Source organism: Arthrobacter sp. FW306-06-A (assembly GCF_021870055.1).
Taxonomy (GTDB): Bacteria; Actinomycetota; Actinomycetes; order Actinomycetales; family Micrococcaceae; genus Arthrobacter.
This window is the reverse complement of the sequence record NZ_CP084553.1, coordinates 58,864-82,214: the sequence shown is the minus strand read 5'-3', so window position 1 is coordinate 82,214 and position 23,351 is coordinate 58,864. Positions and strand designations below refer to the sequence as shown.

Annotated in this window: 21 protein-coding genes and 2 riboswitches; of the genes, 17 read left to right on the top strand and 4 right to left on the bottom strand. The window is 64.9% G+C overall.

Annotation, left to right across the window (positions count from 1 at the left end; all coding sequences use genetic code 11):
• Positions 1-425: 425 nt before the first annotated feature.
• On the bottom strand, positions 426-3,023 hold the full coding sequence (locus LFT49_RS21520; RefSeq protein ID WP_237430620.1) for a heavy metal translocating P-type ATPase: 2,598 nt from the start codon (positions 3,021-3,023) through the stop codon (positions 426-428).
• Between the two features lie 268 nt (positions 3,024-3,291).
• On the opposite strand from LFT49_RS21520, the gene LFT49_RS21515 reads away from it, so the two are divergent.
• The 3 genes from LFT49_RS21515 to LFT49_RS21505 are packed head-to-tail and all read left to right on the top strand — an operon-like array spanning position 3,292 to position 6,144.
• Positions 3,292-3,612, top strand: coding sequence for a metal-sensitive transcriptional regulator (locus LFT49_RS21515; RefSeq protein ID WP_237430619.1), 321 nt, complete (start codon positions 3,292-3,294; stop codon positions 3,610-3,612).
• On the top strand, positions 3,551-3,859 hold the full coding sequence (locus tag LFT49_RS21510; RefSeq protein ID WP_336886866.1) for a heavy-metal-associated domain-containing protein: 309 nt from the start codon (positions 3,551-3,553) through the stop codon (positions 3,857-3,859). Before LFT49_RS21515 ends, LFT49_RS21510 begins: the two co-directional genes overlap by 62 nt.
• A gap of 59 nt (positions 3,860-3,918) precedes the next feature.
• Positions 3,919-6,144 (top strand): heavy metal translocating P-type ATPase, encoded by a 2,226-nt coding sequence (locus LFT49_RS21505; protein WP_237430668.1) that lies wholly within the window; start codon positions 3,919-3,921, stop codon positions 6,142-6,144.
• Between the two features lie 205 nt (positions 6,145-6,349).
• Here the strand turns inward: LFT49_RS21505 and LFT49_RS22655 are convergent, their stop codons facing one another.
• Together LFT49_RS22655 and LFT49_RS21495 are read right to left on the bottom strand one after the other, a co-directional pair.
• Positions 6,350-6,997, bottom strand: a complete 648-nt coding sequence (locus tag LFT49_RS22655) for a M23 family metallopeptidase (protein WP_272912569.1) — start codon at positions 6,995-6,997, stop codon at positions 6,350-6,352.
• 134 nt (positions 6,998-7,131) lie between these two features.
• Positions 7,132-7,296: riboswitch (cyclic di-AMP (ydaO/yuaA leader) on the bottom strand.
• A 502-nt stretch (positions 7,297-7,798) separates the two neighbouring features.
• Positions 7,799-8,572, bottom strand: a complete 774-nt coding sequence (locus LFT49_RS21495; RefSeq protein WP_237430617.1) for an NlpC/P60 family protein — start codon at positions 8,570-8,572, stop codon at positions 7,799-7,801.
• 7 nt (positions 8,573-8,579) lie between these two features.
• Positions 8,580-8,761: riboswitch (cyclic di-AMP (ydaO/yuaA leader) on the bottom strand.
• Positions 8,762-9,001: 240 nt separating this feature from the next.
• Here LFT49_RS21495 and LFT49_RS21490 point away from each other — a divergent pair.
• The 13 genes from LFT49_RS21490 (at position 9,002) to LFT49_RS21430 (ending at position 18,952) form a co-directional block, all read left to right on the top strand.
• Positions 9,002-9,331 carry a heavy-metal-associated domain-containing protein gene (locus LFT49_RS21490; RefSeq protein WP_336886865.1) on the top strand — a complete coding sequence of 110 codons (330 nt, stop codon included), beginning with the start codon at positions 9,002-9,004 and terminating at the stop codon, positions 9,329-9,331.
• 245 nt (positions 9,332-9,576) lie between these two features.
• Positions 9,577-10,053, top strand: coding sequence for a hypothetical protein (locus LFT49_RS21485; protein ID WP_237430615.1), 477 nt, complete (start codon positions 9,577-9,579; stop codon positions 10,051-10,053).
• Positions 10,054-10,199: 146 nt separating this feature from the next.
• Positions 10,200-10,832, top strand: a complete 633-nt coding sequence (locus LFT49_RS21480; RefSeq protein ID WP_237430614.1) for a DUF305 domain-containing protein — start codon at positions 10,200-10,202, stop codon at positions 10,830-10,832.
• A 116-nt stretch (positions 10,833-10,948) separates the two neighbouring features.
• Entirely contained in the window at positions 10,949-11,827 is an 879-nt protein-coding gene (locus tag LFT49_RS21475) for a F510_1955 family glycosylhydrolase (protein WP_237430613.1), read from the top strand.
• Between the two features lie 5 nt (positions 11,828-11,832).
• Entirely contained in the window at positions 11,833-12,582 is a 750-nt protein-coding gene (locus LFT49_RS21470) for a cytochrome c biogenesis CcdA family protein (protein ID WP_237430612.1), read from the top strand.
• 41 nt (positions 12,583-12,623) lie between these two features.
• Positions 12,624-14,183: a multicopper oxidase family protein gene (locus LFT49_RS21465; protein ID WP_237430611.1), complete on the top strand. Its 1,560-nt coding sequence runs from the start codon at positions 12,624-12,626 to the stop codon at positions 14,181-14,183.
• Between the two features lie 13 nt (positions 14,184-14,196).
• Positions 14,197-15,108: a prolipoprotein diacylglyceryl transferase gene (lgt, locus tag LFT49_RS21460; protein ID WP_237430610.1), complete on the top strand. Its 912-nt coding sequence runs from the start codon at positions 14,197-14,199 to the stop codon at positions 15,106-15,108.
• Positions 15,105-15,740, top strand: a complete 636-nt coding sequence (locus LFT49_RS21455; protein ID WP_237430609.1) for a DUF3105 domain-containing protein — start codon at positions 15,105-15,107, stop codon at positions 15,738-15,740. The genes lgt and LFT49_RS21455 overlap by 4 nt, the downstream gene beginning before the upstream one ends.
• A gap of 21 nt (positions 15,741-15,761) precedes the next feature.
• Positions 15,762-16,013 (top strand): hypothetical protein, encoded by a 252-nt coding sequence (locus tag LFT49_RS21450; RefSeq protein ID WP_141160708.1) that lies wholly within the window; start codon positions 15,762-15,764, stop codon positions 16,011-16,013.
• A 64-nt stretch (positions 16,014-16,077) separates the two neighbouring features.
• Complete coding sequence (locus LFT49_RS21445) at positions 16,078-16,923, top strand: cytochrome c oxidase assembly protein (protein ID WP_237430608.1); 846 nt, start codon at positions 16,078-16,080, stop codon at positions 16,921-16,923.
• Positions 16,924-17,137: 214 nt separating this feature from the next.
• On the top strand, positions 17,138-17,782 hold the full coding sequence (locus tag LFT49_RS21440) for a TlpA family protein disulfide reductase (RefSeq protein WP_434738958.1): 645 nt from the start codon (positions 17,138-17,140) through the stop codon (positions 17,780-17,782).
• 153 nt (positions 17,783-17,935) lie between these two features.
• Positions 17,936-18,403: a hypothetical protein gene (locus LFT49_RS21435; RefSeq protein WP_237430607.1), complete on the top strand. Its 468-nt coding sequence runs from the start codon at positions 17,936-17,938 to the stop codon at positions 18,401-18,403.
• A 135-nt stretch (positions 18,404-18,538) separates the two neighbouring features.
• Positions 18,539-18,952: a four-helix bundle copper-binding protein gene (locus tag LFT49_RS21430; protein ID WP_237430606.1), complete on the top strand. Its 414-nt coding sequence runs from the start codon at positions 18,539-18,541 to the stop codon at positions 18,950-18,952.
• Between the two features lie 92 nt (positions 18,953-19,044).
• Here the strand turns inward: LFT49_RS21430 and LFT49_RS21425 are convergent, their stop codons facing one another.
• Entirely contained in the window at positions 19,045-20,310 is a 1,266-nt protein-coding gene (locus LFT49_RS21425; RefSeq protein ID WP_434738957.1) for a YibE/F family protein, read from the bottom strand.
• A 1,235-nt stretch (positions 20,311-21,545) separates the two neighbouring features.
• Here LFT49_RS21425 and LFT49_RS21420 point away from each other — a divergent pair.
• Positions 21,546-22,409 (top strand): SURF1 family cytochrome oxidase biogenesis protein, encoded by an 864-nt coding sequence (locus LFT49_RS21420; RefSeq protein WP_237430604.1) that lies wholly within the window; start codon positions 21,546-21,548, stop codon positions 22,407-22,409.
• Positions 22,410-23,351: the final 942 nt, after the last annotated feature.

Genomic DNA, 23,351 nt, shown 5'->3' with positions numbered 1-23,351 from the left:
TCCTTCCCGGGAAACGGGAACAGCCGGGGTCAGCACCCGAGCCGCTGGCCGCGCAGCAACAGCCCGAGGTCCGCTCCAGAGGACCAACAGCTTTTGGTGGGTATGGACTTATCCCTGGTCCAGCAACAGCTTTCGCCATGTCTCCGCTTCCGCGCCCGTGCCGGACGGACCGCGCTGGCAGCCGGGCCGAGGGTGGCCAGGGCTTGAGTCCTGGGCTCCACGCAGTCATCCGCCCGAACCCGACCAAAGCGTTGTCGGCGCGGGCGGATGACCAGGTTTGTGTCACGTGCCCCGAGACTCAGGGCTGCCCATCTCACCGAATGAGGCAACACCACTGAGGCAGGGGCGGTAACACCCTGAAGGCTTGAGCTTCGCCCGAACGGACAGAATGCGGGTGATCAGCCGAAGATCCATGGTGTGAGCCTCTAGCGGTTTCCTGCCGGTGCCAGCGGGCGGGTGCCGCGGGCGGTGGTGGCCTCGGGGGTTTCGGGCCGGGGCAGCCGGAGACGTTTGAGCAGCAAGGCATTGACGGCGACCAGGAAGCTGGAGCCGGACATCGACAGGGCGGCGATTTCGGGGCTGAGGACGATCCCGGCGAAGGCGAAGACCCCTGCCGCGATTGGCAGTGCGATCGCGTTGTACCCGACGGCCCAGCCCAGGTTCTGGCGCATTTTCCGCAGCGTGCCTTTACCGATCCGCAGGGCGATGGGCACGTCCAGCGGGTCGGAGCGCATCAGCACGACATCGGCGGTTTCGATGGCTACGTCGGTGCCGGCGCCGATCGCCATGCCGAGGTCGGCCTGGGCCAGGGCGGGGGCGTCGTTGACCCCGTCGCCGACCATCGCGACCTTCCCGCGGTGCTGCAGTTCGGCGATTTTCGCTGACTTCTCGCCCGGCAGGACTTCGGCGATGACGGTGTCGATGCCCAGCTGCCCGGCGATCCGCTGGGCCGTGGCCTCGTTGTCGCCGGTGAGCATGACCACTTCGATCCCCGCCTCATGCAGGGCCGCGACGGCCGGGGCGGCGGTTTCCCGGGCCGCGTCGGCCATGGCGATCACGGCGGCGCCGCGGCCGTCCACGGCGACGAGAACGGCGGTGCGTCCGCTGGCGGCCAGCTCGTCCCGGGCTTTGGCGAGCGTGCCCAGGTCGATGCCTTCGTCGGCCATGAGCTTGCGGTTGCCGACCAGGACCCGGCGCCCGTCCACGGTTGCCCCGGCCCCGTGGCCGGGGACGTTCAGGAATCCGGTTGCGGCCAGGGCGGGGGCGCGGTTGTCCTGGGCGTGCCGGACGACGGCTGCTGCCAGCGGGTGTTCTGATTCGCGTTCCACGGCAGCGGCCAGTGCCAGCAGTTCTTCCCGGCCCATGCCCTCGACGACGACGTCGGTCACTTCGGGTTCGCCCTTGGTCAGGGTGCCGGTTTTATCCATCACGACGATGTTGATCCGGGCGGAGGCCTCCAATGCGGTGGCGTTCTTGAACAGGACACCGCGCTTGGCGCCGAGCCCGGTGCCGACCATGATGGCCGTCGGGGTGGCCAGGCCGAGCGCGTCCGGGCAGGTGATGACGACGACGGTGATGGCGAACAGCAGGGCCGTCTGGACGCCGGCGCCCACGGCGAGCCAGGAGGCGAAGGTCAGGGTCCCGCCGATCAGGGCGACCAGGACGAGCCAGAACGCGGCCCGGTCCGCGAGGCGCTGGCCCGGGGCTTTGGAGTTCTGGGCTTCCTGGACGAGGGCGACGATCTGGGCCAGGGCGGTCTCCGTCCCGACTTTGGTGGCCTTCACCCGCATGGTGCCGGTGGTGTTGATGGACGCGCCGATGACCTCGGAGCCCACCGTCTTGGTCACGGGAAGGCTCTCACCGGTGACCATTGACTCATCGACTTCTGACTGGCCGTCGACGACTTGGCCGTCGACGGGGATTTTGGAGCCGGGACGGATCAGGAGCATGTCCCCGGTCTGCACTTCGGAGGTGGGGATCTCAACGCTCTCCCCGTCCCGGATGACGACCGCTACCGGAGGGGCGAGCTCGAGCAGGGTGCGGATGGCTTCGTTCGCCCCGCCGCGGGCGCGCATCTCGAACCAGTGACCCAGCAGGACGAAGGAGGTCAGCACGGTCGCGGCCTCGTAGAACACTTCCCCGCCGCCGGTCAGGGTGACCCACACGCTGTACAGCCAGCCGGTTCCCACGGCGATCGCGACCAGGACCATCATGTCCAGGGTCCGGGCTTTCAGCGCACGGTAGGCGCCGTCGAAAAAGATCCAGGCCGAGTAGAAGATGACCGGCAAGGACAGGATCAGGGCCATCACGTCGTCCCGGAGACCGAACGGGGCCGGTGCCGTGAAGCCGAACATGTCCCGTCCCATGGGTGACCACAGGGTCACGCCGATTGACAGGACGGCGGCGACCAGGAACCGGTTGCGCATGTCCTTGACCATGTCCTCCATCGACATCCCGGCATGGTGACCGCCGTGGCCCATCACGTCCTGGGCCGTCCGGGCCATCCCGCCATGGCCGCCCGGCGCATGGTCCATGTGCCCGTGTGCAGGCACAGTGGCATGCCCTGCATGGGGTTCGGCCGGGTCGGGTTCCGGATGATACATGCCATGGGCTGCCGGGGGCCGTTCCTGCTCCGCTGTCTGATGCGCGGTGCCGTGGCGGGCGTGGCCGGCATGCTTGTCCGCAGAACTCCGGTGATGTCCTGCACCAGGGTCGGTGTCCGTATTTCTGTTGCTGGGGTAGCAGACGTGCTCGGGGACGGATTCCCCCCGGCAGTGATATCCGCAGTCCCGCACCCAGGCGGAAATCTCCTCCACGGAGGTCACGGACGGGTCAAAGGTTACCGTGGCGGTCTGGGCGACGGCGTTCGCCTCGACCGCCGATACGCCAGGACGTTGCAGCAGGATCCGCTCCACGACCGCCTTGGACGTTGCCCAGTGCAGGCCCTGGACTTCAACAATGGTGCTTTTCAGGCGCGCCGCTTCACGTGCTTCACCGGGGACAGGATGGGTGTGGCTGGTCATCGCGCGTCCTTTCACAAGATGGGGCCGAGGGAAAGCAGCGGCCCGGGTTCCCGCTGGTCGGACCTTCACTGCGTGCGGACACTTGGTGCCTGTGACGTCGGTTTCCGGTAACAGCGAACCTATACCCCCTAGGGGTATCGGGTCAAGGGTAATGAGGGCTCTAATCCCCAGAAGGCGCGGGGCCGGCCTGCTGCTCACATACCCCCGTGGGGTACTTGACCTGTTACCCCCGGGGGGTATATAAAATGATGTAGTGGAAGGGGCCGCCATGACTCAGGGAATTGACAGCTTTCCGTCCTCCGCAGTTGCGGACCACGGGTACAGCGACGGCAAAGAGGCTTACCTGCGGCGTTTGAAACTCATTGAAGGGCAGGTGCGCGGTATCGCGCGCATGGTCGGTGAGGATGCCTACTGCATAGACATCCTGACCCAGGTCGCGGCGGTGAACAAAGCCCTTCACGCCGTGAGCATGGGCCTGCTCGAGGAACACATTGGACATTGCGTGGTGAACGCGGCCGCGACCTCGGATGAGGCCGGCGAGGCGAAGGTCAAGGAAGCAACGGCAGCCATCGGGCGCCTATTGCGCTAGAAGAATTCAGGGAGAAACTGCGATGAGCGTGAGGACAACAATCAATATTTCAGGGATGCACTGCGGCCACTGCGTTGCATCGGTGACCGAAGAACTGCAGGAGCTCGAGGGCGTCGCCGCGGTGGACGTTGCCCTGAACAAGGACGGCCTCTCCGTGGCCACCATAACGTCCGCGCAGGAACTGGACCCGGCCCGGATCGACGCGGCGATAGCTGAAGCTGGCTACGCCGTGGTGGCCGGGGGTTAGGCGTGGGCATCGAAACCCTCGCTCCCGGCACCAGGATTCTTGAACTCGATATCCAGGGCATGACCTGTGCCTCCTGCGTTGCCCGGGTAGAGCGGAAACTGGGCAAGCTTGACGGGGTTGACGCCACGGTGAACCTGCCGCTGGAATCGGCGCGGGTCATCGTCCCTGACACTGTGTCGGACCAGCAGATCATCGACACGGTGACGGCCACCGGCTACACCGCCTCGCTCAAGGCTGACCGGCCCGCCCCTGACAGGCAACACATCCAATATGCACTGCAGTCGGCACAGCCGGGCGGCGATGACCTGGCAGCGGCAGGGCAGGCTGCAGCCGCGGGCAGCGTCCTGCGGCCGCGTCTCCTCGCAGCGGCCGCCCTGACCCTGCCGGTGCTGGTGATCTCGATGGTCCCGGCGGCCCAGTTCCCGCACTGGGGTTGGGCTGCGCTCGTTCTGAGCGCGCCGGTGGTCAGCTGGGCCGCGTGGCCGTTCCACCGGGCGGCAGCCATTAACGCCCGGCACCTGGCCTCCACGATGGACACCCTGGTATCCATCGGGGTCAGTGCAGCGTTCCTGTTTTCGGCGTGGCAGCTTCTGGCCGATCCGTTCATGACCGCACATCCGGGCATGAACATGAGCGACCACGCCCTGTACTTCGAAGTGGCCGCCGTGGTGACCACGTTCCTGCTGCTGGGCCGCTATCTGGAAGCCAACGCCAAACAGCGCGCCGGCAACGCCCTGCGCGCGCTGCTGAACCTCGGCGCCAAGGAAGCCAGCGTGGTCCGGGACGGGGCCGAGTCACGGGTGCCGGTTGATCTGCTCGTTCCGGGGGACGTCTTTATCGTCCGTCCCGGGGAAAAGATCGCCACGGACGGGTTTGTGGTGGAGGGCCAGTCGGCGGTGGACACCTCACTGATCACCGGCGAACCGGTGCCGGTCGAGGTCGGCGTGGACGATTCCGTGATCGGGGCGACCATCAACACCAACGGCCGGCTGCTGGTCAAGGCCACGCGGGTCGGCAGTGAAACCACCCTTGCCCAGATGGGGCGACTGGTCAGCCAGGCCCAAAGCGGTAAGGCGGCGGTCGCGCGATTGGCCGACCGGATCAGCGCGGTCTTTGTCCCGGTCGTCCTGGCCATCTCCGCGCTCACCTTTGGAGCATGGCTGATTGCCGCCGGGGACCCGCAGCCGGCATTCACCGCCGCCGTCGCCGTGCTGGTGATCGCATGCCCCTGTGCGCTGGGTCTGGCAACCCCCACGGCACTGCTCACCGGGACCGGCCGCGGGGCCCAGCTGGGCATCCTGATCAAAGGCCCGCAGGTCCTGGAAGACACCCGAACCGTGGACACCATCGTGCTGGACAAGACCGGGACCGTCACCAGCGGCAAACTTTCCGTCGCGGCTGTGCAGAGCCTGACCGCGGCCGACGGGGACGAGCTGCTCGCCCTGGCCGGGGCAGCCGAAGCCGCCAGCGAACACCCCGTGGCCCATGCCATCGCACGGGCCGCACGCGAACACGCTCCCCTGGCGGCGGTGGCCGACTTCGTCAGCGCCCCGGGCGGGGGCGTGCGCGGCACCGTCAACGGACGCTCAATCGTCGTCGGACGCGCCGGATGGCTCAAGGACAACGGCATCGACACCCCCGCCGAAAGCCTGGAGCATCTGCACGCGCTGGAGGACTCCGGAGCGACCGTGATCTGGGTCGGCGTGAACGGGCAGGCCGCGGGCCTGATCAGCCTCACCGACACCATCAAACCGGGCTCGGCTGCCGCGATCGGCAGGTTGAAGGAACTCGGACTGCGTCCGATCCTGCTGACCGGCGACAACGCCTCCGCGGCGCTGGCCGTTGCCGCGAAGGTGGGCATCCCGGCCGCGGATGTGCTGGCAGGGGTCCTGCCCGAAGGCAAGGTCGAGGCCGTGCGCCGGCTGCAGAAATCCGGCGCGACCGTGGCGATGGCAGGGGATGGCGTTAATGACGCCGCGGCCCTGGCCCAGGCTGACCTGGGCATCGCCATGGGCAGCGGGACCGACGTGGCCATCGCCGCCGCAGACCTGACGGTCATGGGAAGCGATCTGGGGCAGGTCGCGGAAGCCATCGGGCTGTCCCGAAAGACGTTGGCCACGATCAAGACGAACCTGTTCTGGGCGTTCTTCTACAACGCCGTGGGCATCCCGGTCGCCGCGCTGGGCCTGCTGAACCCGATGATCGCCGGCGCCGCGATGGCCGCCAGCTCGGTCCTGGTGGTGACCAACTCGCTGCGGTTGCGCCGCTTCGGACGGACGCAATGAGGTGAAACGCCGCCCACCTGCGGCAGACATGCTGAAGGCCGGTGATGCACAGCCCCCAAGGCAGCACATCACCGGCCTTCAGTAGTTTATTTACCCGCGCGGACGAACGTGACGGCGCCCTTGGAGGCCATCCAGGTCAGCGGGCGGTCTGAGTTTCCGCAACCAGGAACAGCTGACGGATCATAGCCGGAATCCTCGTGTCTCGTTAAATGTAGGCCGAGGGATTGACGGTGGCACCGTTGACTACGACTTCGAAATGAAGATGGCAACCAGTTGACGCCCCGGTCGTACCAACGCCCGCAATCTCTTGGCCCTGCGTTACTGGTTGCCCGATAGAAACACCGATGCTGGCCAAGTGGTTGTATGTGGTCTTCATCCCGTTGCCATGATCCACAACGATCCGGTTGCCACCGCCATATGGGCTCCAGCCCGCCTCGACGACTTTCCCTGAGCCCGCAGCGAACACCGGAGTCGAGCATGCTCCTGTCAGGTCGACGCCAGTGTGCAGTTCGCCGGCAGCTCCGGTGATGGGGCTGACACGGAATCCGTAGGGGGAGCTCACATTCATGGCGGCCAGTGGTGCCCTCAGGCCGCTGGACTGCTCAGTGGGGGCCACCGCATCCGGTGCCACTGGGGTCGATCCTGAAACCGTTCCGGCAGCCTCCACGGGCGACGCCGGTTCAGGAGCCGGCTGGGAGGTCACTGCGGGGCTGTCAAAGGTCAGGATGGCGGTCGGCACTGCGGTAACGGCAGCCTCAACGGCAGGAACTGTGGACGCGGCGGTCCGGTCCGGGGCTCCGGCGCGGCCACCCGGGTCGGCCTGCGCAGCCGAAAGGGCCGTCAGGGCGATCATTCCCGTGACGGCAGCTGTAACGCCCCACTGTTGGCTCCGCAGCAGAATGGCAGCGTCACGCATAAGGGGGCGGCGTGGCCTGGGAGCAGGAAGGGCACGGCGACGGCCGTGTTTGGGCTGGGCAGACAAGATAGTGGTCCTCTCGGCGCCGGCGAAGTTAGCTGTCGGATTCGGACGAGTGGACTGTCCGGCTGCTGGAGGACGCGCGGCAGCGCAGCCGCCAAGTAGCTTCGCCCCAAGGCGCGCTCCGCGCGCGCCGTAAGTGGATCCTCCGCCCCCGCCTTGAGAAATTCATAGTTATAGGCCGCCGGCGGGGTTTGGCGTAGCGGGCAACACATACCCGCCAGGGGTATGCCTCCCTAGAGTAGCGAACCGTTCGCATAAGTTACAAATCCGTTATTCACTCCACTCGCGGCTGCCTGACCCAAGCAGCGCGCATTGCCCGCACGGTGGCGGGCGGACATCGTGATCGGGCGATCCGGTGGTTACGGGCACTGACCCGGCCGGATCGCGCAACCGATTGGCTGCCCCGCCGTACGCTGGCGCGCATAGAGACCAACCTGTTTTGGGCGTTCTTCTCTAACGCCGTCGGCATCCCGGTCGCCGCGCTGGGCCTGCGCAACCCGATGATCGCCGGCGCTGCGATGGCCGCCAGCTCGGTCCTGGTGGCTACCAACCATGTGCGGTCGCGCCGCTTTGGACCGCCGTTACGGGATGAATCTGCGTCCAACCGGGGCAGAAGTGCTGAAGGGCCGGTGATGCACAGCCCCCAAGGCAGTGCATCACCGGCCCTTCAGTGGCTTACTTACCGGCGCGGACGAACGTGACGCTGCCCTTGGAGGTCATCCAGGTCAGCGGGTGCACTGCGGTTTCGTTCTTCCCGTTCAGGCCCGAGCTGAGGACCTGGCCGTTGCCGACGTAGATTCCTACGTGGCCGGGCTGCATGACCATGTCGCCGGGCTGCGGGTCGGTGACCACGGTGCCGTAGTTCATGAACTGCATGGGACCCAGGTCCCCGACACGGATACCGGCAGCGTTGAGGGCGTTTTCGACCAGTCGGGTGCAGTCCTGGATCATGCCGATCTGGGCGTAGGCGGAGGAAACCATGATGGCGTTGATACCGCCGGCCACGGGCGCGGCTACAGGAGCGGCAGCAGCAGGGGCAACCGTCACCCGCGCCTTCACGGGCGCAGCCGCTGCAGCCACCACGGGTGCGGCGGACGCCTTGGGCGCCTCGACGGCGGCTGGCTTGGGTGCTTCCACCACCGGCGCCGGGGTGGTCTCCACCGCGGGGCGCTCGAAGGAAATCCGGACCGTTGCGTCCGCACTGAGCGGGGCCTGGACCTGGCTGGCGACTTCCAGTGCCTGAGCCGGCTCCGCCTCACGCTGGGCCGGGGCATCGGCTGCCTGGGCGGCAATGCCACTGGTCAGGACAAGGCCGGACGCCGCGGCGATAACGGCCGCCTGCCGGCCGGCGGCACCGGCGTTTCCGGCGACCGATTTGGACAACACCGCAAGGGCGCTGGTCTGGACAGGGACCGCGCGGTGGCGGCCGTGAGCTTTGCGCATGGGCATGAAAGGGCCTCTCCCACTGCCTGCGAGGTTAGCTGTCGGATTCGGATGGGAGACACCCGGCCGGACCGGCGCCAAAAGCACCAGGCACGGCTTCACCCCAAGACCTGCCCGCAGCAGGCCACTGTTGGTTTCCCCGTCTCTGCCGGACGAAAGTTGCGAACGGATCCCGGGCAGCGGCAGAGTTAGGCAAGTCCGCTCGGGAGTGCCGCATTCGGAGAAACCGGCACGGCTTCGACCGTACTTCACGCAGGCCTCATTTGTCACATTTGAATAACATGAGATGCTTATCACAGGACATCTCCTTTCTTCCCGATACCCCCACCCGGTATAGTTTCTGTTGTTGTCAGTGAAGTGGTATGTCCCGGCCGGCCCCTGCGCCCGGCTTTCACAGCCGTTCAATCCCAGCGCCCATTAGTCCTTCGTCAAGGAATGGAAACTGACATGTGTGGAACCGAAAACCGTACCCAGCTGCCGCTTGCTTCCTCCGCGTCCGGGTGCAGCTGCTGCTCGACTGAAGCCGCCCCTGCCCCCACCGCAGCCGCCGGTGCCACTACCGTTGAATTCGCTGTGGACGGCTTGACCTGCGGGCACTGCGTTCAGACGGTCGAGAAGGCCGTCTCTGCCGTTGATGGGGTGGAGTCTGCCTCCGTTGATCTCGTCCCTGGCGGCCGTTCCCGTCTGTGGGTGCAAGGTACGGTTGACGCGGCAGCGACGCGGGAGGCTGTGACTGCCGCCGGGTATACCTTCGTCGGAATCTAATGTCTGCACGTCCCCGGAGCCTCTCCTCGCGCGGGGCATTGTGCTTTCCGGGGAGGAGGGCCGTTCCACAATGACAGCACCCGCAGGTGCCCCCGGGCGGCTTGTGCCGGAAAGCCACCATCCCGACGCCGACGCCGGTAGACGGACATGCAGGCCCGCGCGTTTGAACTAGAAGGAGCGGGCCGGCAGGCACATTCTGCAGGTTTACCCTTGTAGTGAGAACTCTACGGAAAGGAGGAAGAGTCGTGACTCCAGCGCATCGTCGCCTTCTCACGGCCCTCCTCCTGCGGGGAGGGTTCCTGACCGCGGCCCTGGCCATCATTGCCGGCATCTTTGGCATGCACGTCATGAGCGGCGCCCACGACATGCCCCCGGGTTCCTCCATGTCAATGGCAGGCCCAGGGGGGTCGACGCAGCTGCAGACCATGACGGCCAGCCACGTCCACGCCATGGGGACGTCAAGAGGTGTGGCCTCAAATGATCCGGCGGCCGCGGGTTCCTTCTCCTTGTCGTCCTGTGACCCGGCGGGGTCGTGCACCGAGATGTCTGCCGGTGACGCCGCCTGTGTCCTTGCCCCGGGACATACGACTCTCGCAGCTCCACTGCCGGGAACAGCGCCCTACGATCTGCCCGATTTTGGTGCCGCCGCTGCGCTCGGCAGCACCTATGCCTACTCACCGGGCAGCCCCTCCCCCGGTGACCTCTGTATCAGCCGGACGTAAACCACTCCACCGCGCCGTGCCTTCAACCGGCGCCATCGTCCAGCCAGTTAGCCAGCAGCAAATACACCAAACCCTTGGGGTTTGCCGTTGCATGCCCCCTTCCAGGCGGATCCGCCGCCGCTGATACTTTGAGGACCCTGATTTTCATGAAGAAAGCCCTGACCATTTCCGCTGCCGCCATCGCCGCAGCCATCGCCCTCGCCGGATGCTCGGCCGGCTCCGGAACGGGAAGCACCAACGGAAGCAGCATGCCAGGCATGGACCACGGCAGTTCCGGAATGATGACATCCACTGCAGCCCCGTCAGCTTCGGCCACCTTCAACGACGCGGACACGATGTTCGCGCAGATGATGATTCCCCACCACGCCCAGGCCGTGGAAATGAGCGACGTCATGCTGAAGAAGGAAGGCATCCCGGCCGCAGTGACCGACCTGGCCACCAAAATCAAAGCCGCCCAGGGACCGGAAATCGAAAAGATGACCGGCTGGCTTCAGAGCTGGGGCCAGCCCACCGCCGCAGCGACTGACATGGGATCGAACCACGCCATGCCCGGAATGATGGGCGGAGACGACATGGCCAAGCTCGAGGCCGCGCAGGGCGTTGAGGCGGCCAAACTGTTCCTGACCCAGATGATCGCCCACCACGAAGGCGCTGTCACGATGGCCAGGACGGAAACCACCGACGGCAAGAACACTGACGCGGTCCAGCTCAGCAAGGACATCGTCAACGCCCAGGAAGCCGAGATCCAGGAAATGAAGGACCTGCTGGCCACCCTGTAGCCAGCGCCTCAACGGGTGCCGGCTCTCTTCCCCCTGAGGGGGCCGGCACCTCCCCTGTCACCCTTTCCGGTTACCCTGGTCCGCCCGGTTGGCCGGTCCATCCTCTGGAGTTTCCCGTGCCTCTGCACTTTTTTCGCCACCGCCGGCCTGCCGCGGCTCTCGCCGCTGCAGGTGCCCTGCTGTTGACCCTGTCCGCCTGCTCCCCTGGCACAGCCAGCGGGCCCGACGCCGCGTCCCCGGCCGCATCAGGGCTGCCCAGCTCCCATGTCCACGGCCTGAGCGTGAACTCCGAAACCGGGCAGATTCTGCTGGCCACCCATGAAGGGCTCTTCGACATCTCAAAAAACACGGGTGTCAAAATCGGACCCAGCAACGACCTGATGGGTTTCACGACCGCTATGGACGAGGGCGTGTTTTACGCCTCCGGCCATCCAGGCAAAGACTCAACACTGCCCAACCCTCTGGGACTCCTCAAGAGCAGTGACGGGGGAAAGACCTGGGACCAGGTCTCCCGGCAAGGGGAGTCGGACTTCCATGCGCTGACCACGACCAAGTCCGGAATTGTCGGCTTTGACGGGACCATGCGCACCAGCACCGATGGCGCGACGTGGAAGACCTCATCTGCCGGGTTCGCCCCTGCCGTCCTGGCCGGCAGCCCCTACAGCGATACCGTGCTGGCAACGACTCCTGAGGGCCTCCGACGGTCCTCCGATGCCGGGACCTCGTGGACCATGATTCAGGGGGCGCCGGTGATTCAGTTCGCCGCTTTCGCCAGCGCCGCGGAAGCGGCCGGGGTCGCCCCGGACGGCAGCGTCTATCTCTCCGTTGACGGGGGCCTTACCTGGAGGAACACCGGAAAGATTGACGGCAGTGTCCAGGCCGTCGCTGCATCCGAGGGATCCGGGGGTACTCCGTGGATTTGGGCCGCCACGATGAGCGGGCTCGTCGTATCCACCGACGGCGGGGCTACCTTCCGCCCTGCAGACGCCGCCTGACGCTGATGGATATCGGCGGGTTTTTTGCCTCCACCGTTACCTCCGGTGCGCTGCTGATCGCCATCCCCCTGGCAATGACAGCAGGGCTCGTATCGTTCCTGTCACCCTGCATTCTGCCCTTGGTCCCCGGCTACCTCGGCTTCGTCTCAGGCCTGACCGACCCCACCCAGCCGAAAAACCGGCGCCGGGTCCTGACAGGAGTTGGACTCTTCGTCCTCGGATTCGCAGCCGTCTTCACCCTGTACGGTGCCGCGTTCGGTGCGATCGGCTCCTGGCTGCTGCGCTGGCAGGACACACTGATGCGCGGCATGGGCCTGGTCGTGATTCTGATGGGGCTGGCGCTGCTGGGGCTGGTGCCCTGGCTGCAGCAAACCCGCAAAATCAACCTCGAAAGGCGGACCGGCCTGGCCGGAGCGCCGCTGCTCGGCGTCGTCTTCGGGCTTGGCTGGACCCCCTGCATGGGACCGACCCTGAGTGCTGTCCTGTCGCTCAGTGTCACCACCGGCAGCGCCGGGCGCGGCGCGCTGCTGGCTTTTGCCTACTGCCTGGGACTGGGCATTCCCTTTGCCCTTACCGCACTGGGATTGGGCTGGGTCAGCAACGCGCTGACCTTCGTCCGTAAACACATCCGGGCCGTCAACATCGCCGGCGCCGCCCTGCTCATCATTCTGGGCATCCTCATGGTCACCGGAGTCTGGGTCCGCTGGATCTACCAGCTGCAAAACCTCTCCGGGACCTTCCTCACCCCCATCTGACACAGGCGGGGCTTCAAGCACCGCTTTAGCAAGGAGTCGCTATGAATCACCATCTGGACCGTCGCCGCTTCCTGGGCCTATCGGTCGCCACCGCCGCGGCCGCAGCCCTGGCCGCGTGCACTGCGAGCACCAAACCCGCCACCGCGGCGGCGCAACGCATGACGGCCACCGACCCCGCCGTCGCCGACCATGAAGCCGCGCGCCCCTCTTCCGGGAACACCGTCACCCAACCCCTGCAAGCGGCTGCCCTCACTGCCGCGGTGGCAGCCAAGACGATCACCACCTGGGGGTACAACGGCGCACTGGCCGGACCCGCCATCCGCGCGAAGGCCGGGGACCAGTTACAGGTCCACCTGGCCAACGGGCTCAAGGATCCCACCAGCATCCACTGGCATGGACTTGCCTTGCGCAATGACATGGACGGGGTCGCGGGCCTGACCCAGGACCCTGTGGCCGCAGGGGGCACGTTCACCTACGATTTCCGGCTCGCCCACCCCGGCACCTACTGGTACCACTCCCACGTGGAGATGCAGCGCGAACGCGCCCTGTACGGTGCCCTGGTCATCGAAGACCCGGCCGAGGAGCTTGTCTATGACCGGGACTGGGTCATCCTGCTCGATGACTGGCTGGACGGCATCACCGGCACACCTGATGAAGTTGTGCAGGAACTCTCCGGCGGGATGTCCATGTCCGGGTCCATGCCCGGAATGGACCACGGATCCATGGGATCGACTTCCTCCCCCTCGCAAGGATCATCCGGCATGAAACACATGCTGATGGGGTCCCGCAGCGACTTCCTCGGCGGCGACGCCGGTGACGTCAGCTACCCGTACCACCTGTTCAACTCCAAAGCACCGGATGAGGCCGAGACCCTGAAGGCGACAGCAGGAGAAGTCATCCGGTTAAGGATCATCAACGCCGCCGGTGACACCGCCTACCGCGTCGGCATCCCAGGCCAAAAGCTCACCCTCACCCACACCGACGGGTTCCCGGTCCAACACCAGGACGTGGACGCCGTGGTCCTCGCCATGGGTGAACGCATCGACGCGCTCCTCACCGTCCGGGAAGGCTACACCCCGGTCATGGCGCTGGCCGAGGGCAAGACCAGTCAGGCGCTCGGGTTCATCAGCACCGGCACCGGCAAGAAACCACTGCCGGCTGTACTCCCGAACAAACTGGACGGCACCGTCGTCGACGGAGGACAACTGAAAGCCGATCCGAAAGTCACGCTGACAGAAAAAACCCCCGACCGGACCCACGACGTCCACCTCACCGGAAGCATGATGAACTACGACTGGGGCATCAACGGAAAACGCTTCGACATGAACAACCCGTACGGCAACACCTTCGATATCAAGGCAGGCGAACGGGTTGAAGTGAAATTCATCAACGACACTGACATGTGGCACCCCATGCACCTGCACGGCCACACCTTCCAGGTCGCCGGCGGAGGCGCCCGCAAAGACACCATCATCGTCCGGCCCCGACAGACCGTCACGGTGATCTTCGACGCCGACAACCCGGGACAGTGGCTCACCCATTGCCATAACGCCTATCACGCAGAACGCGGCATGATGGCCGTCTTCTCCTACATCAAGTAAGGGCGCCTGGGCCATGAACACCCGTGCCATGACGGAACTGTTTTTCCCCTCCCCCACGGTCAGCGCCTTCCAACTTGGGCCTTTGACGATACGCTTCTACGCCCTGGCCATCCTGGCAGGCATTGTCTTCGGGGTTTGGCTGACCGCACGGCGCCTGCGGGCCCGGGGCGGCACCACGGCCCAGACCCTGGACGTCGTGGCCTGGGCGGTGCCGTTCGGCATTATCGGAGGAAGGCTGTACCACGTCATCACCGACAACCAGCTCTACTTCGCTCCAGGAAGAGACCCTTGGGGTGCGCTCAGGATCTGGGAGGGTGGCCTGGGCATTTGGGGAGCGGTCGCTCTTGGACTGGTCGGCGCGGCGATCGGTGCCCGCCGTGCCGGGGTTCCCTTCACGGCGTTCGTCGACGCTGCTGCCCCGGGGCTGCTGATCGCCCAGGCGCTGGGACGCTGGGGCAACTGGTTCAACAATGAACTCTACGGCCAGGCCACCGACCTGCCGTGGAAACTGCAGATTCATGCCATGAACCAGGCCGCAGGGCAGGCGCTGACCGGACCCGACGGCAGCCCCGACATCATCGGTTACTTCCAGCCGACCTTCCTCTACGAATCGCTGTGGTGCCTGGCCGCGGCGTCGTTGCTGATGTTCCTGGACAGGAAGTATTCACTCGGCGCTGGGTCGGTATTCGCGCTCTACATCATGCTCTACACCGCCGGCAGGTTCGTTTTCGAACTGCTCCGTTCCGATCCTGCCAACACCATCCTGGGGCTGCGGGTCAACACCTGGGTGGCGGCCTTGGTGTTCCTCGCCGGGCTGGTGCTCTTTCAGGTCCGCAGGCGACAGCCGCGCTCGGCAGTCGAGCACGACCAGGGCAGCGCCGCCCAGCCCACTTCCGACATTCAAGGCAAAGGAACACCGCTATGAGCAACGCGGCCAAGCGACGCAGTGAACACCAGGCTATCGTCGCTTCGATCCGGGCACAGCAGACGGCAAAGCAACGCAGATGGAACCTTCTGGTCTACGGCGGCTTTGGCCTCCTGCTGACCGCCATCATCACCGTTGTCGCCATGACGGTGACGGGTTCCGTCCAGGAACGCAACCGGGCCGCCGAAGAAGCCCGCAAACCCATCGAAGGCATCCAGACGTTCACCGACCTGTCCCGCAACCACGTCCAAACAGCTGTGGATTATCCGCAGGAACCCGGCGTGGGAGGAGACCACGCAGGTATCTGGACGAACTGCGGCATCTACACCACCCCCATCAACGAACAAAACGCCGTCCATTCACTTGAACACGGTGCCGTGTGGCTGACCTACAAGCCCGACCTTGCCGCCGGCGACATCGCAACACTCACAGGCCTCGTCCGGGACAAACCGTACGTACTCCTCAGCCCCAACCCGAACCAAACAGCCTCGGTAAAGGCAACGGCATGGGGAACACAGCTCGAACTCACGGCAGCCGACGACACCCGTATCCCCGTATTCCTCCGCGCCTACGCGCAATCCAGGAACGCACCCGAACCCGGCGCCGCCTGCACCGGCGGAACCAACGGCTGAGCCGCCCCACAAAGGACCATCATGAAAAACTACCGCAAACCAAAACAGCAGAACGATTACCAGTCACGCTATCGGCGGCACCGGCGGCTGGTCCGCACCGGGCAGGTCCTCATGGCCCTCGGCGCCCTCGTGGCCATCGCCCACTGGATAGCACACCTCGCACCCACAGGGCAGGGACCGAGCACCATGGAGGACATCTTCATCGGCTACCCCACCGGCGCCTTACTGCTGCTTGCCGGTGCTGTCATGGCCGGACGCGCCGAGACGAAATAGCACCGGCATGCCGCCCCTGGATGTAGTCCTGACCTCCTGGACGATAAACTGGCCAGCTCTGGCCATGCTGACCACGGCCGCACTGCTTTACGCCCGCGGCCTCCGGGCCGCCCGGCAACGATTGGTCCGCTGGCCGTTGCGGCGCACCGCAACCTTCTACGCCCTGGGCCTGGGCAGCTTTGCGGTGCTGAGCTTCGGATTCACCGGCGTGTACAGCCACGATCTGCGCTGGGTCTTCACCCTGAAAATCACCTCATACCTGTTCATCGTTCCGCTGCTGGTCACGGCCGGCAAACCCCTCACCCTGGCCCGGGCAACCCTGGGGCCCGACGGCGCGGCCAGGCTGGACCGGTTCCTGGCGCATCCGGTGATGCGGGCACTGGCAAACACTGTGGTCGCCGCGCTGCTGGGCCTTGGCATTTTCACCCTCTTCCTGACCCCCCTGTTCTTCCCCTTGCGGACCGACCCGTTCTGGGACATGGCCCTCACCGTTCTCGTGCCGCTCACCGGGATGCTGATGGTCGTGCCCATCATCGAAGATGCCTCCTCCAAAACCGTCAGCGCGATGATCATCGTCGAATTCATCTACGTCTTTATTGAACTGGTCGCCGATGCCGTGCCCGGGATCATGATGCGGATCAGCCCCCAGATCCTGGACGGTGCCACGCAGGGCCTCACCGGGCATGCGGGCTGGCTCCCGGGACCGCTGCGCGACCAACAACTCGCAGGTGACCTGCTGTGGTTCCTGGCAGAAGCGGTCGACGTGCCACTGATCATTCTGATGTTCGTCCGCTTCGCCCGCAGCGACCGGAATGAGGCACGTTCGTACGACATCCTCACCGATGACCAGCTTGAGGCTCTGAACCGCGAACACCTGAACGGCCCCCACCGCCCCCAGGGCCCGCCCTGATGCCCGCGGCCATGCTGCCTTTACACAGTTCCCGAACGCGCGGGAACTCCACCGCCTGCCATGGTGAGCCACCAGCCACGTTATCCAGGCGGCCTCGCGAAGGAACACTCCCAAACTTTCCGGCCCCAACACAAGGGCAGCCCGGAGGGCTGTTCCCCTCCCAAAGTGACTGCGAACCGGGCCCCACTCAAAACAGCAAGGGACGATCGTGCACATAGTCAAACCCCCTCTCCTCATTCGGCCTGACCAGAGGACGGCCGCTGCTGTCCTGACACGGCGAAGGCTGATCGCCACCGCCCTCCTGGGCGCGGCGGGCATCACAGCCCTGGCAGGATGCGGCTCCAATGACGCCCTGGCCGAACAAGCGAAGGTGGGCGATAACAAGAACTACATCGCCGGGGACGGGTCCGTCACCGAATATGCGCCCGCCCAGCGGACCCCACCGGTCAAATTAACCGGCAAACTCTACGACGCGACGGTGATCAGCTCAGCGGAGTGGGCAGGCAGAGTTGTCGTACTCAACTTCTGGTACGCCGCCTGCGCCCCCTGCCGCCTCGAGGCCCCCCGCCTCGAGGCCCTCTGGGAGCAGTTTCAACCCGACGGAGTCCGGTTCTACGGCGTCAACATCCGGGACGAGGAACAGGCAGCGACCGCTTTCGAGCGGACGTTCGGGATCACGTATCCGAGCATGCAGGATAAGGATGGCGGGATTTTACTGGCCATGGCAGAGTACGTCCCACCCCAGGCAGTACCTTCCACCCTTGTCCTGGACAAGCAGGGACGGGTTGCCAGCAGGATCCTCGGCCTGGCTGACCAGGGCACCCTCAAAGCCCTGATCCTCAGCGCACAGGCTGAATGAGAGCAGACGGGGAAACAGTCAGTGCTGAGGAAGGCCGGCACGGGAAGGAGCATCTCATGACACGGTCCCACAACCTGGGCTCGGCCGCCCCTTGCAGGAAGCCGCTTTAGGAGAGCCCGGATGTCCAGACGGTGATGGAAGCTGAGGAAGAACATGTGGCGCACGGATGAGGGGTCCCTGCTGGACGTCGTTGTGGACCGGGCCGCGATGGAGGCGCGGCTCGCGGACTGCACAGCAGTGGAGCGGGTCTGGGTCCTCACCCTGCTGGGTAATGGGCATGAAGCGATCAGGGAAGGCCGCGCGCTCGTTCAAACCGAGGCGGATCCTTTCCACGCTTTACTTGTCCTGGCCCATGCCTACCAAAGGACGTACCAGTGGAGGGAGGCCGCGAGGCTGCACGAAGAAGCCCTCCGGCTGGCCCGTACCAGAACCAGGGAAGCACTCGTGCGCCATCAAATAGGCAGGCGCCTCTTCGACGAAGGTCTTTACACAGCCGCCGCAGCGGAATTTGACTGGGCCCAGGACCTGTACCGCCATGCCGGAAGGACACGCCAAGCCGAAACAAGTGGACAAGCCAGGAACCGCGCCTTGGATGTTCATGCACAGGCTATGTCCCTATAAGTCCAGCCTCGCTGACCCCACGGCGAGCCTTCACGGCCTAGAGAAAGGAGAAGCCACCGCCAAAACACTGCAGGCCGGCAAACACAGGCGCTGCGGCAACATGACAGTCAGCATAACCAATCAAAGGAGAAAGAAATGACACACGGCACAACCCACAAGCTCCTGGATGCCTACCCCAAGGACCTGGGCGGCATCGACCCACACAAACTCGCCGAATGCATTGCAGCCTGTTACGACTGCGCCCAAGCCTGCACTGCATGCGCAGATGCCTGCCTCAGTGAGGACATGATCGCAGAACTGGCCAAGTGCATCCGCACCGACCTGGACTGCGCCGACCTCTGCGCCACAACAGGAAACATCCTCTCCCGCCACACCGGCTACGACGCCAACATCACCCGCGCCGTGCTCCAGGCCTGCGCTACCACATGCAAAGCCTGCGCCGACGAATGCGAACACCACGCCAGCATGCACGAACACTGCCGGATCTGCGCCGACGCCTGCCGACGCTGCGAGACAGCCTGCAACGAACTCCTCGCCTCACTCGGCTAAGTCATACCCGCAGCGGCGGGGCGGGCTGTCACGCCGCCCCGCCGCTCACACGACGCTGCCCGGGCAGCGGTTGACTGGTCCCTGGTGACCGCTCATGTCCGAGATGCGGCCGGGCTGGGCAGAGCTTGCGCGTCGTTTACCTTGACCACCAGTACTGCGATGAGGGTGGTGACCGGGATCGCCAGCACCAGACCCACAGAGCCAACCAGGGTGCGAACCACCTCCTCTGACATCTCGGCACTGGTCAGCGTCTCCCCCAGAGGACGGCCGCTAAGCATCACAATAATCAGGATGGGCAAGGCGGCTCCAGCGTAGGCGAAAGCAATGGTGTACACCGTCGAGGCGATATGGTCGCGGCCGATGCGCATGGCTGATGAGAAGAGGTCGCGCGCCGTCGTTTCCGGGGCAAGCTCGTGAAGTTCCCACACGGCCGATGACTGCGCGATCGTGACGTCGTTCAGCACCCCGAGCCCGGAGATGATCAGCCCGCACAGGATGACCGCGGAGATCGAGATGCTGCTGGAGATGCCGGACAGGGTGGAAGTTTCATAACCTGTTTTCCCCCATAGGTTCGCCGCATCCGTAGACCATGCGGCCAGCAGCGCTGTGATTCCGAGGCCGGACATAGTGCCAAGCAGAGCCGTGGACGTGCGCGCGGAAAACCCGTGGGCGAAGTACAGCATGCCCATCATGATCACCGTCGATCCCACAAGGGCAAGCAGCACAGGGGGTTTGCCCTCTGCCAGGCCCGGCAGCATGAACGTTGCCAGAACCGCGAACGCCCCGACGAGCCCCATGAGTGCACGCAGCCCGCGCCAGCGCGCCACGATAACCACCACGACGGCATAGAGCATGGCCAGCAGCAGGATAGGAACCGTGCGGACAAAATCCACAAAAATGTAGCGTGGAGCCGCCGGGCTGGAAGCCACACCAGGGGAAGCCGACAGGTCCACATAGGCGATGTTGTCCCCCGCTTTGACTCCATGGGACTTTGCCACATCAGGATTAATGATCACTTTCACAGGTGTGCCGCCCTTGTCCGGTTCGGTGAACGCAAAAACGCACTCCGTGCCTGCCTGAACCTGACTGCCCTGGTCGACTTCCTGAACGCAACCTTCCTGCACCACCCGCTGAATTCTGCCGCTCTCGAACATGGCCCCGGGGGCACTGGAATAAGGGTTGTTGAGGGTGATGCCTTCCCTGCTGCCTGATGGCCACATCCAGATCATGGCCACTAATGTCAGCAGCGCCAGCGGAACCAGGATCGCCAGAAGTAACCGGTTGGCCTTCCAACGGGAGCCCGTCACACCAGACGATGAGCCGTGCCCGGCACGAGGGCCCGCTTGTCCCCCCGCCATCAGGAGCTAACCCCGCATGGGAAATCTTTCGCGGCCCGCTTCGGGCGACGTCCTTGGCATTCGTCCGATACGTCAACCGCCGGCTCGTCGACGCAACTCCTCCACAACAAGGATGCCAACGCCCGGATCACGAAAGCTTCCGTCCCCTCACTGTCCGTAGAACAGCGGCAGTCACTACTCCTCCGGCCATGATGACGAGACTGGCCGTGCCAGTGTAAAACAGCGGCGACGCAATAGCAGGAACCTCCCGTCCAGCGTCCGCAGCTGTACTCAATGACAGCCAGTACCCGGCAGTCGCTGCAGTCCACACAGCACCGGCCACGCAAACAACCCACGTCACCGGCGAGAGCCGGCGGCGGCCAGTTCCATACGACAGAGCGACCGCGAGTACAGCCACTCCCGCTGCTGCCAAAATCAGTCCCGCGAACAGAAACCGGCCCGCCAGGATACCGACGAGGATGCATGCCGCAGAGACCAGGACCGACCGCCTGGACCACAGTGGCATGCCCCCCTGAGGGCCGGGAACGGGAGAACCATGAGCTCGCTGCTGGAGGCTTTCATCCCGATTAGTCATGTTTTCCTTGCTTGCCACTGCTGCAACGTCCCAAAAGACCAACGGCTAGAGCGGGCGCGTGCAATCCATAATTCTCCATGACGCATAACACCGGCGTCACGAAGAACTCTACCGCCGCTGGTTAACGACGCCCAATAAGGGTGCTTCCAAGGCCAGACAGGACCCGAACCGTTGGCTGTGACAGGGAAGGCCGGTCTGGCTGTTGTTCACGCGGATCCCATGCGAGGACTTGCCGCCTCGGGCACTGACGGACTGACACTGGTGCACTGCAGGACGTTAACGCAGGCCCTGGAACCAGCCGTTTCGCAGGATTGCAAGCCGAGGCAGGGGCTGTCTTGGCGGCTGGAGGCGTTCACACCGATGCTCGATGCCACGCCGGAGGATACGAAGGCACTACGGAATCAACGCCATGCCCCCGTGCTATCCGAAGCCTTAACCCCTCCAGCGGCGGCGGCCCACTAATCACCTCGATTCGGAGCGCAGTCCTGTCTGAGCCGTGACCGGGAAAGGATTTCCTTCAGCACGGTTACGCTGGATGGGTGTTCTCGGCATTCCTGCGCCTCACCCCAAACCAGCCACTCCCGGCACGGCCAATGCCGTTTCTCAAACGGCCCACACCCCAGGGACCGCTAGGGCCACCACGTTTCCAGAGGAGCTGGCCTTGAATTACCGGTTCCTGCTGACAAGGCGCTGGCTGGGCTTCCTGGTCCTTGCCGTTGTTGTCGCGGCGGCCTGCGCAGGGTTGAGCAAATGGCAGATGGATCGGCGGAACCAGGCCGTTGCCGAAATCCGGCGGGTCCAGCAGAACTATGAAAAACCTCCCGTGCCGTTCGAGCAGGTGAGGCAGTACTTTTCGGTGTCTGATCCGGAAATGAAATGGACAACGGTGGCCCTTAGTGGTCGTTATCTGCCCCAGGATCAGCGGGTTGTCAGGAACCGGCCAAACAATTCCGCGCCCGGTTATGAGGTTCTTGTTCCCTTCCGACTCGGGACAGGCGAAACGGTGATAGTGGACAGGGGGTGGCTCCCCATTGGGAATCTGAGGTCCGGGTACCCGGATGTTGTCCCACCTCCACCGGAGGGAAATGTTGAGGTTGTGGTCCGGATCAAACCGTCCGAGCAGGCGCTTGAGGGCAGGACGGCGCCTGAGGGTCAATTGCCGAGTATCGCCCTGCCTGTCTATGCCCAGCAGTTGGAGTACCCGGTGTTGACCGGCAGTTACGGGGTGATGGCTTCCGAGTCGCCCGCGCCCGATGTATCGCCGCAGCAGCTCTCCATGCCCGTTGTTCAGGAAGGATCGAACCTTTCGTACGCGATGCAATGGCTTACTTTTGGAATACTTGCCTTCGTCGGCTTCGCGCACGCGGCCCGCCAACAGGCCCGGATTGCCAAGGAGGAACACGAGGACCAGAGGCAGAGCGACTCCCGCGGCCCGGCTTTGCAGCTCCGCCGGGAGGACAAAGCCCGCAATCGCAACACTTCCGATGACGAAGAGGACGCCCTGCTGGACCGGATGGGCCTATGAAGGACACCGCGGGGGTTCCCGGGGCGGGACACTCTCCACCGCCGGCCTCAAGCGGGCGACCGACGGCGGCTCGTCGGCGCGGACGAACCTGGCGACCTTGACGGTCATTAAAGTGGCGGCAGGACCGCCGTTCGTTATTCCCGGTCAGGCCCGCTGAGGACCCGGCTGTCACCGACGTAGATCCCGAGGTGGCCAGCTGCATGATGATGTTACCCAGTGGAAATCAAGATGGCGTTTCCGAACTTCATCGGGCTCATGTCTTCGACAGTGGATGCCGGCAGACATTCAGGGTGGTTCCCACCATCCGGTTGCAGTCCGGGATCATTCCGATCTGGGCGCGGGTGACAACGTATGCCGCGCAGCTTCGAGCCAGCGGCGGATCCCTTCGAGGTGGTGGTGGATGAAGCGTATGGCGCTTCTGGCCGTCAACCGGGCCGTATGTTGTTGGGGACGCAATACGATCTGTGCAAGGCGGGGCACTTGTCGCCCTCATCCGGTATGGTCTTGGTGGCCCGAGTTCCGGGACCGACGCTGCACCAAGTAAAAGATTCCTCCGGCCACACTGAGCAGCGCCCCGGCGATGCCCACCGTCAGTGGGGCATTGTCATTATTTGGCGGTCTGAACCGGTCCCCCTCGACATCGGCCGGGCGCGTTGCGGGAGGGGAGCTGGCAGCCGCCGGGGAAGTTGTTGACGGCACGGGAGCGCCACCGCCGTGGTTCATCCCGGGCATGCTGCTGCCTGAGTCAGCTGAGCAACCGGTCAGGGCGATAGCGGCGGCAACGGCGACCGATGGGATGGTCATGTGCTTCTTGTTCATGGGTGTTGTCCTGACAGATCAACGACGCAGGAGCCGCGCCGTTAGGCATGTAGCTGAAAAGGGATGGAAAAGCTGAGGCTTTCGGCGATGCCGTTTGCTTGCGGCAGCTCAAGATACAGGTCG

Coding starts and splice junctions, on each gene's coding strand:
- LFT49_RS21495 (WP_237430617.1), bottom strand. CDS start 8,572: ATGCCCATGCGCAAAGCTCACGGCCGCCACCGCGCGGTCCCTGTCCAG.
- LFT49_RS22655 (WP_272912569.1), bottom strand. CDS start 6,997: ATGATCGCCCTGACGGCCCTTTCGGCTGCGCAGGCCGACCCGGGTGGC.
- LFT49_RS21515 (WP_237430619.1), top strand. CDS start 3,292: ATGACTCAGGGAATTGACAGCTTTCCGTCCTCCGCAGTTGCGGACCAC.
- LFT49_RS21430 (WP_237430606.1), top strand. CDS start 18,539: ATGACACACGGCACAACCCACAAGCTCCTGGATGCCTACCCCAAGGAC.
- LFT49_RS21465 (WP_237430611.1), top strand. CDS start 12,624: ATGAATCACCATCTGGACCGTCGCCGCTTCCTGGGCCTATCGGTCGCC.
- LFT49_RS21480 (WP_237430614.1), top strand. CDS start 10,200: ATGAAGAAAGCCCTGACCATTTCCGCTGCCGCCATCGCCGCAGCCATC.
- LFT49_RS21510 (WP_336886866.1), top strand. CDS start 3,551: ATGAGGCCGGCGAGGCGAAGGTCAAGGAAGCAACGGCAGCCATCGGGC.
- LFT49_RS21520 (WP_237430620.1), bottom strand. CDS start 3,023: ATGACCAGCCACACCCATCCTGTCCCCGGTGAAGCACGTGAAGCGGCG.
- LFT49_RS21425 (WP_434738957.1), bottom strand. CDS start 20,310: ATGGCGGGGGGACAAGCGGGCCCTCGTGCCGGGCACGGCTCATCGTCT.
- LFT49_RS21435 (WP_237430607.1), top strand. CDS start 17,936: ATGTGGCGCACGGATGAGGGGTCCCTGCTGGACGTCGTTGTGGACCGG.
- LFT49_RS21505 (WP_237430668.1), top strand. CDS start 3,919: ATGACCTGTGCCTCCTGCGTTGCCCGGGTAGAGCGGAAACTGGGCAAG.
- LFT49_RS21450 (WP_141160708.1), top strand. CDS start 15,762: ATGAAAAACTACCGCAAACCAAAACAGCAGAACGATTACCAGTCACGC.
- LFT49_RS21490 (WP_336886865.1), top strand. CDS start 9,002: ATGGAAACTGACATGTGTGGAACCGAAAACCGTACCCAGCTGCCGCTT.
- LFT49_RS21445 (WP_237430608.1), top strand. CDS start 16,078: ATGCTGACCACGGCCGCACTGCTTTACGCCCGCGGCCTCCGGGCCGCC.
- lgt (WP_237430610.1), top strand. CDS start 14,197: ATGAACACCCGTGCCATGACGGAACTGTTTTTCCCCTCCCCCACGGTC.
- LFT49_RS21470 (WP_237430612.1), top strand. CDS start 11,833: ATGGATATCGGCGGGTTTTTTGCCTCCACCGTTACCTCCGGTGCGCTG.
- LFT49_RS21455 (WP_237430609.1), top strand. CDS start 15,105: ATGAGCAACGCGGCCAAGCGACGCAGTGAACACCAGGCTATCGTCGCT.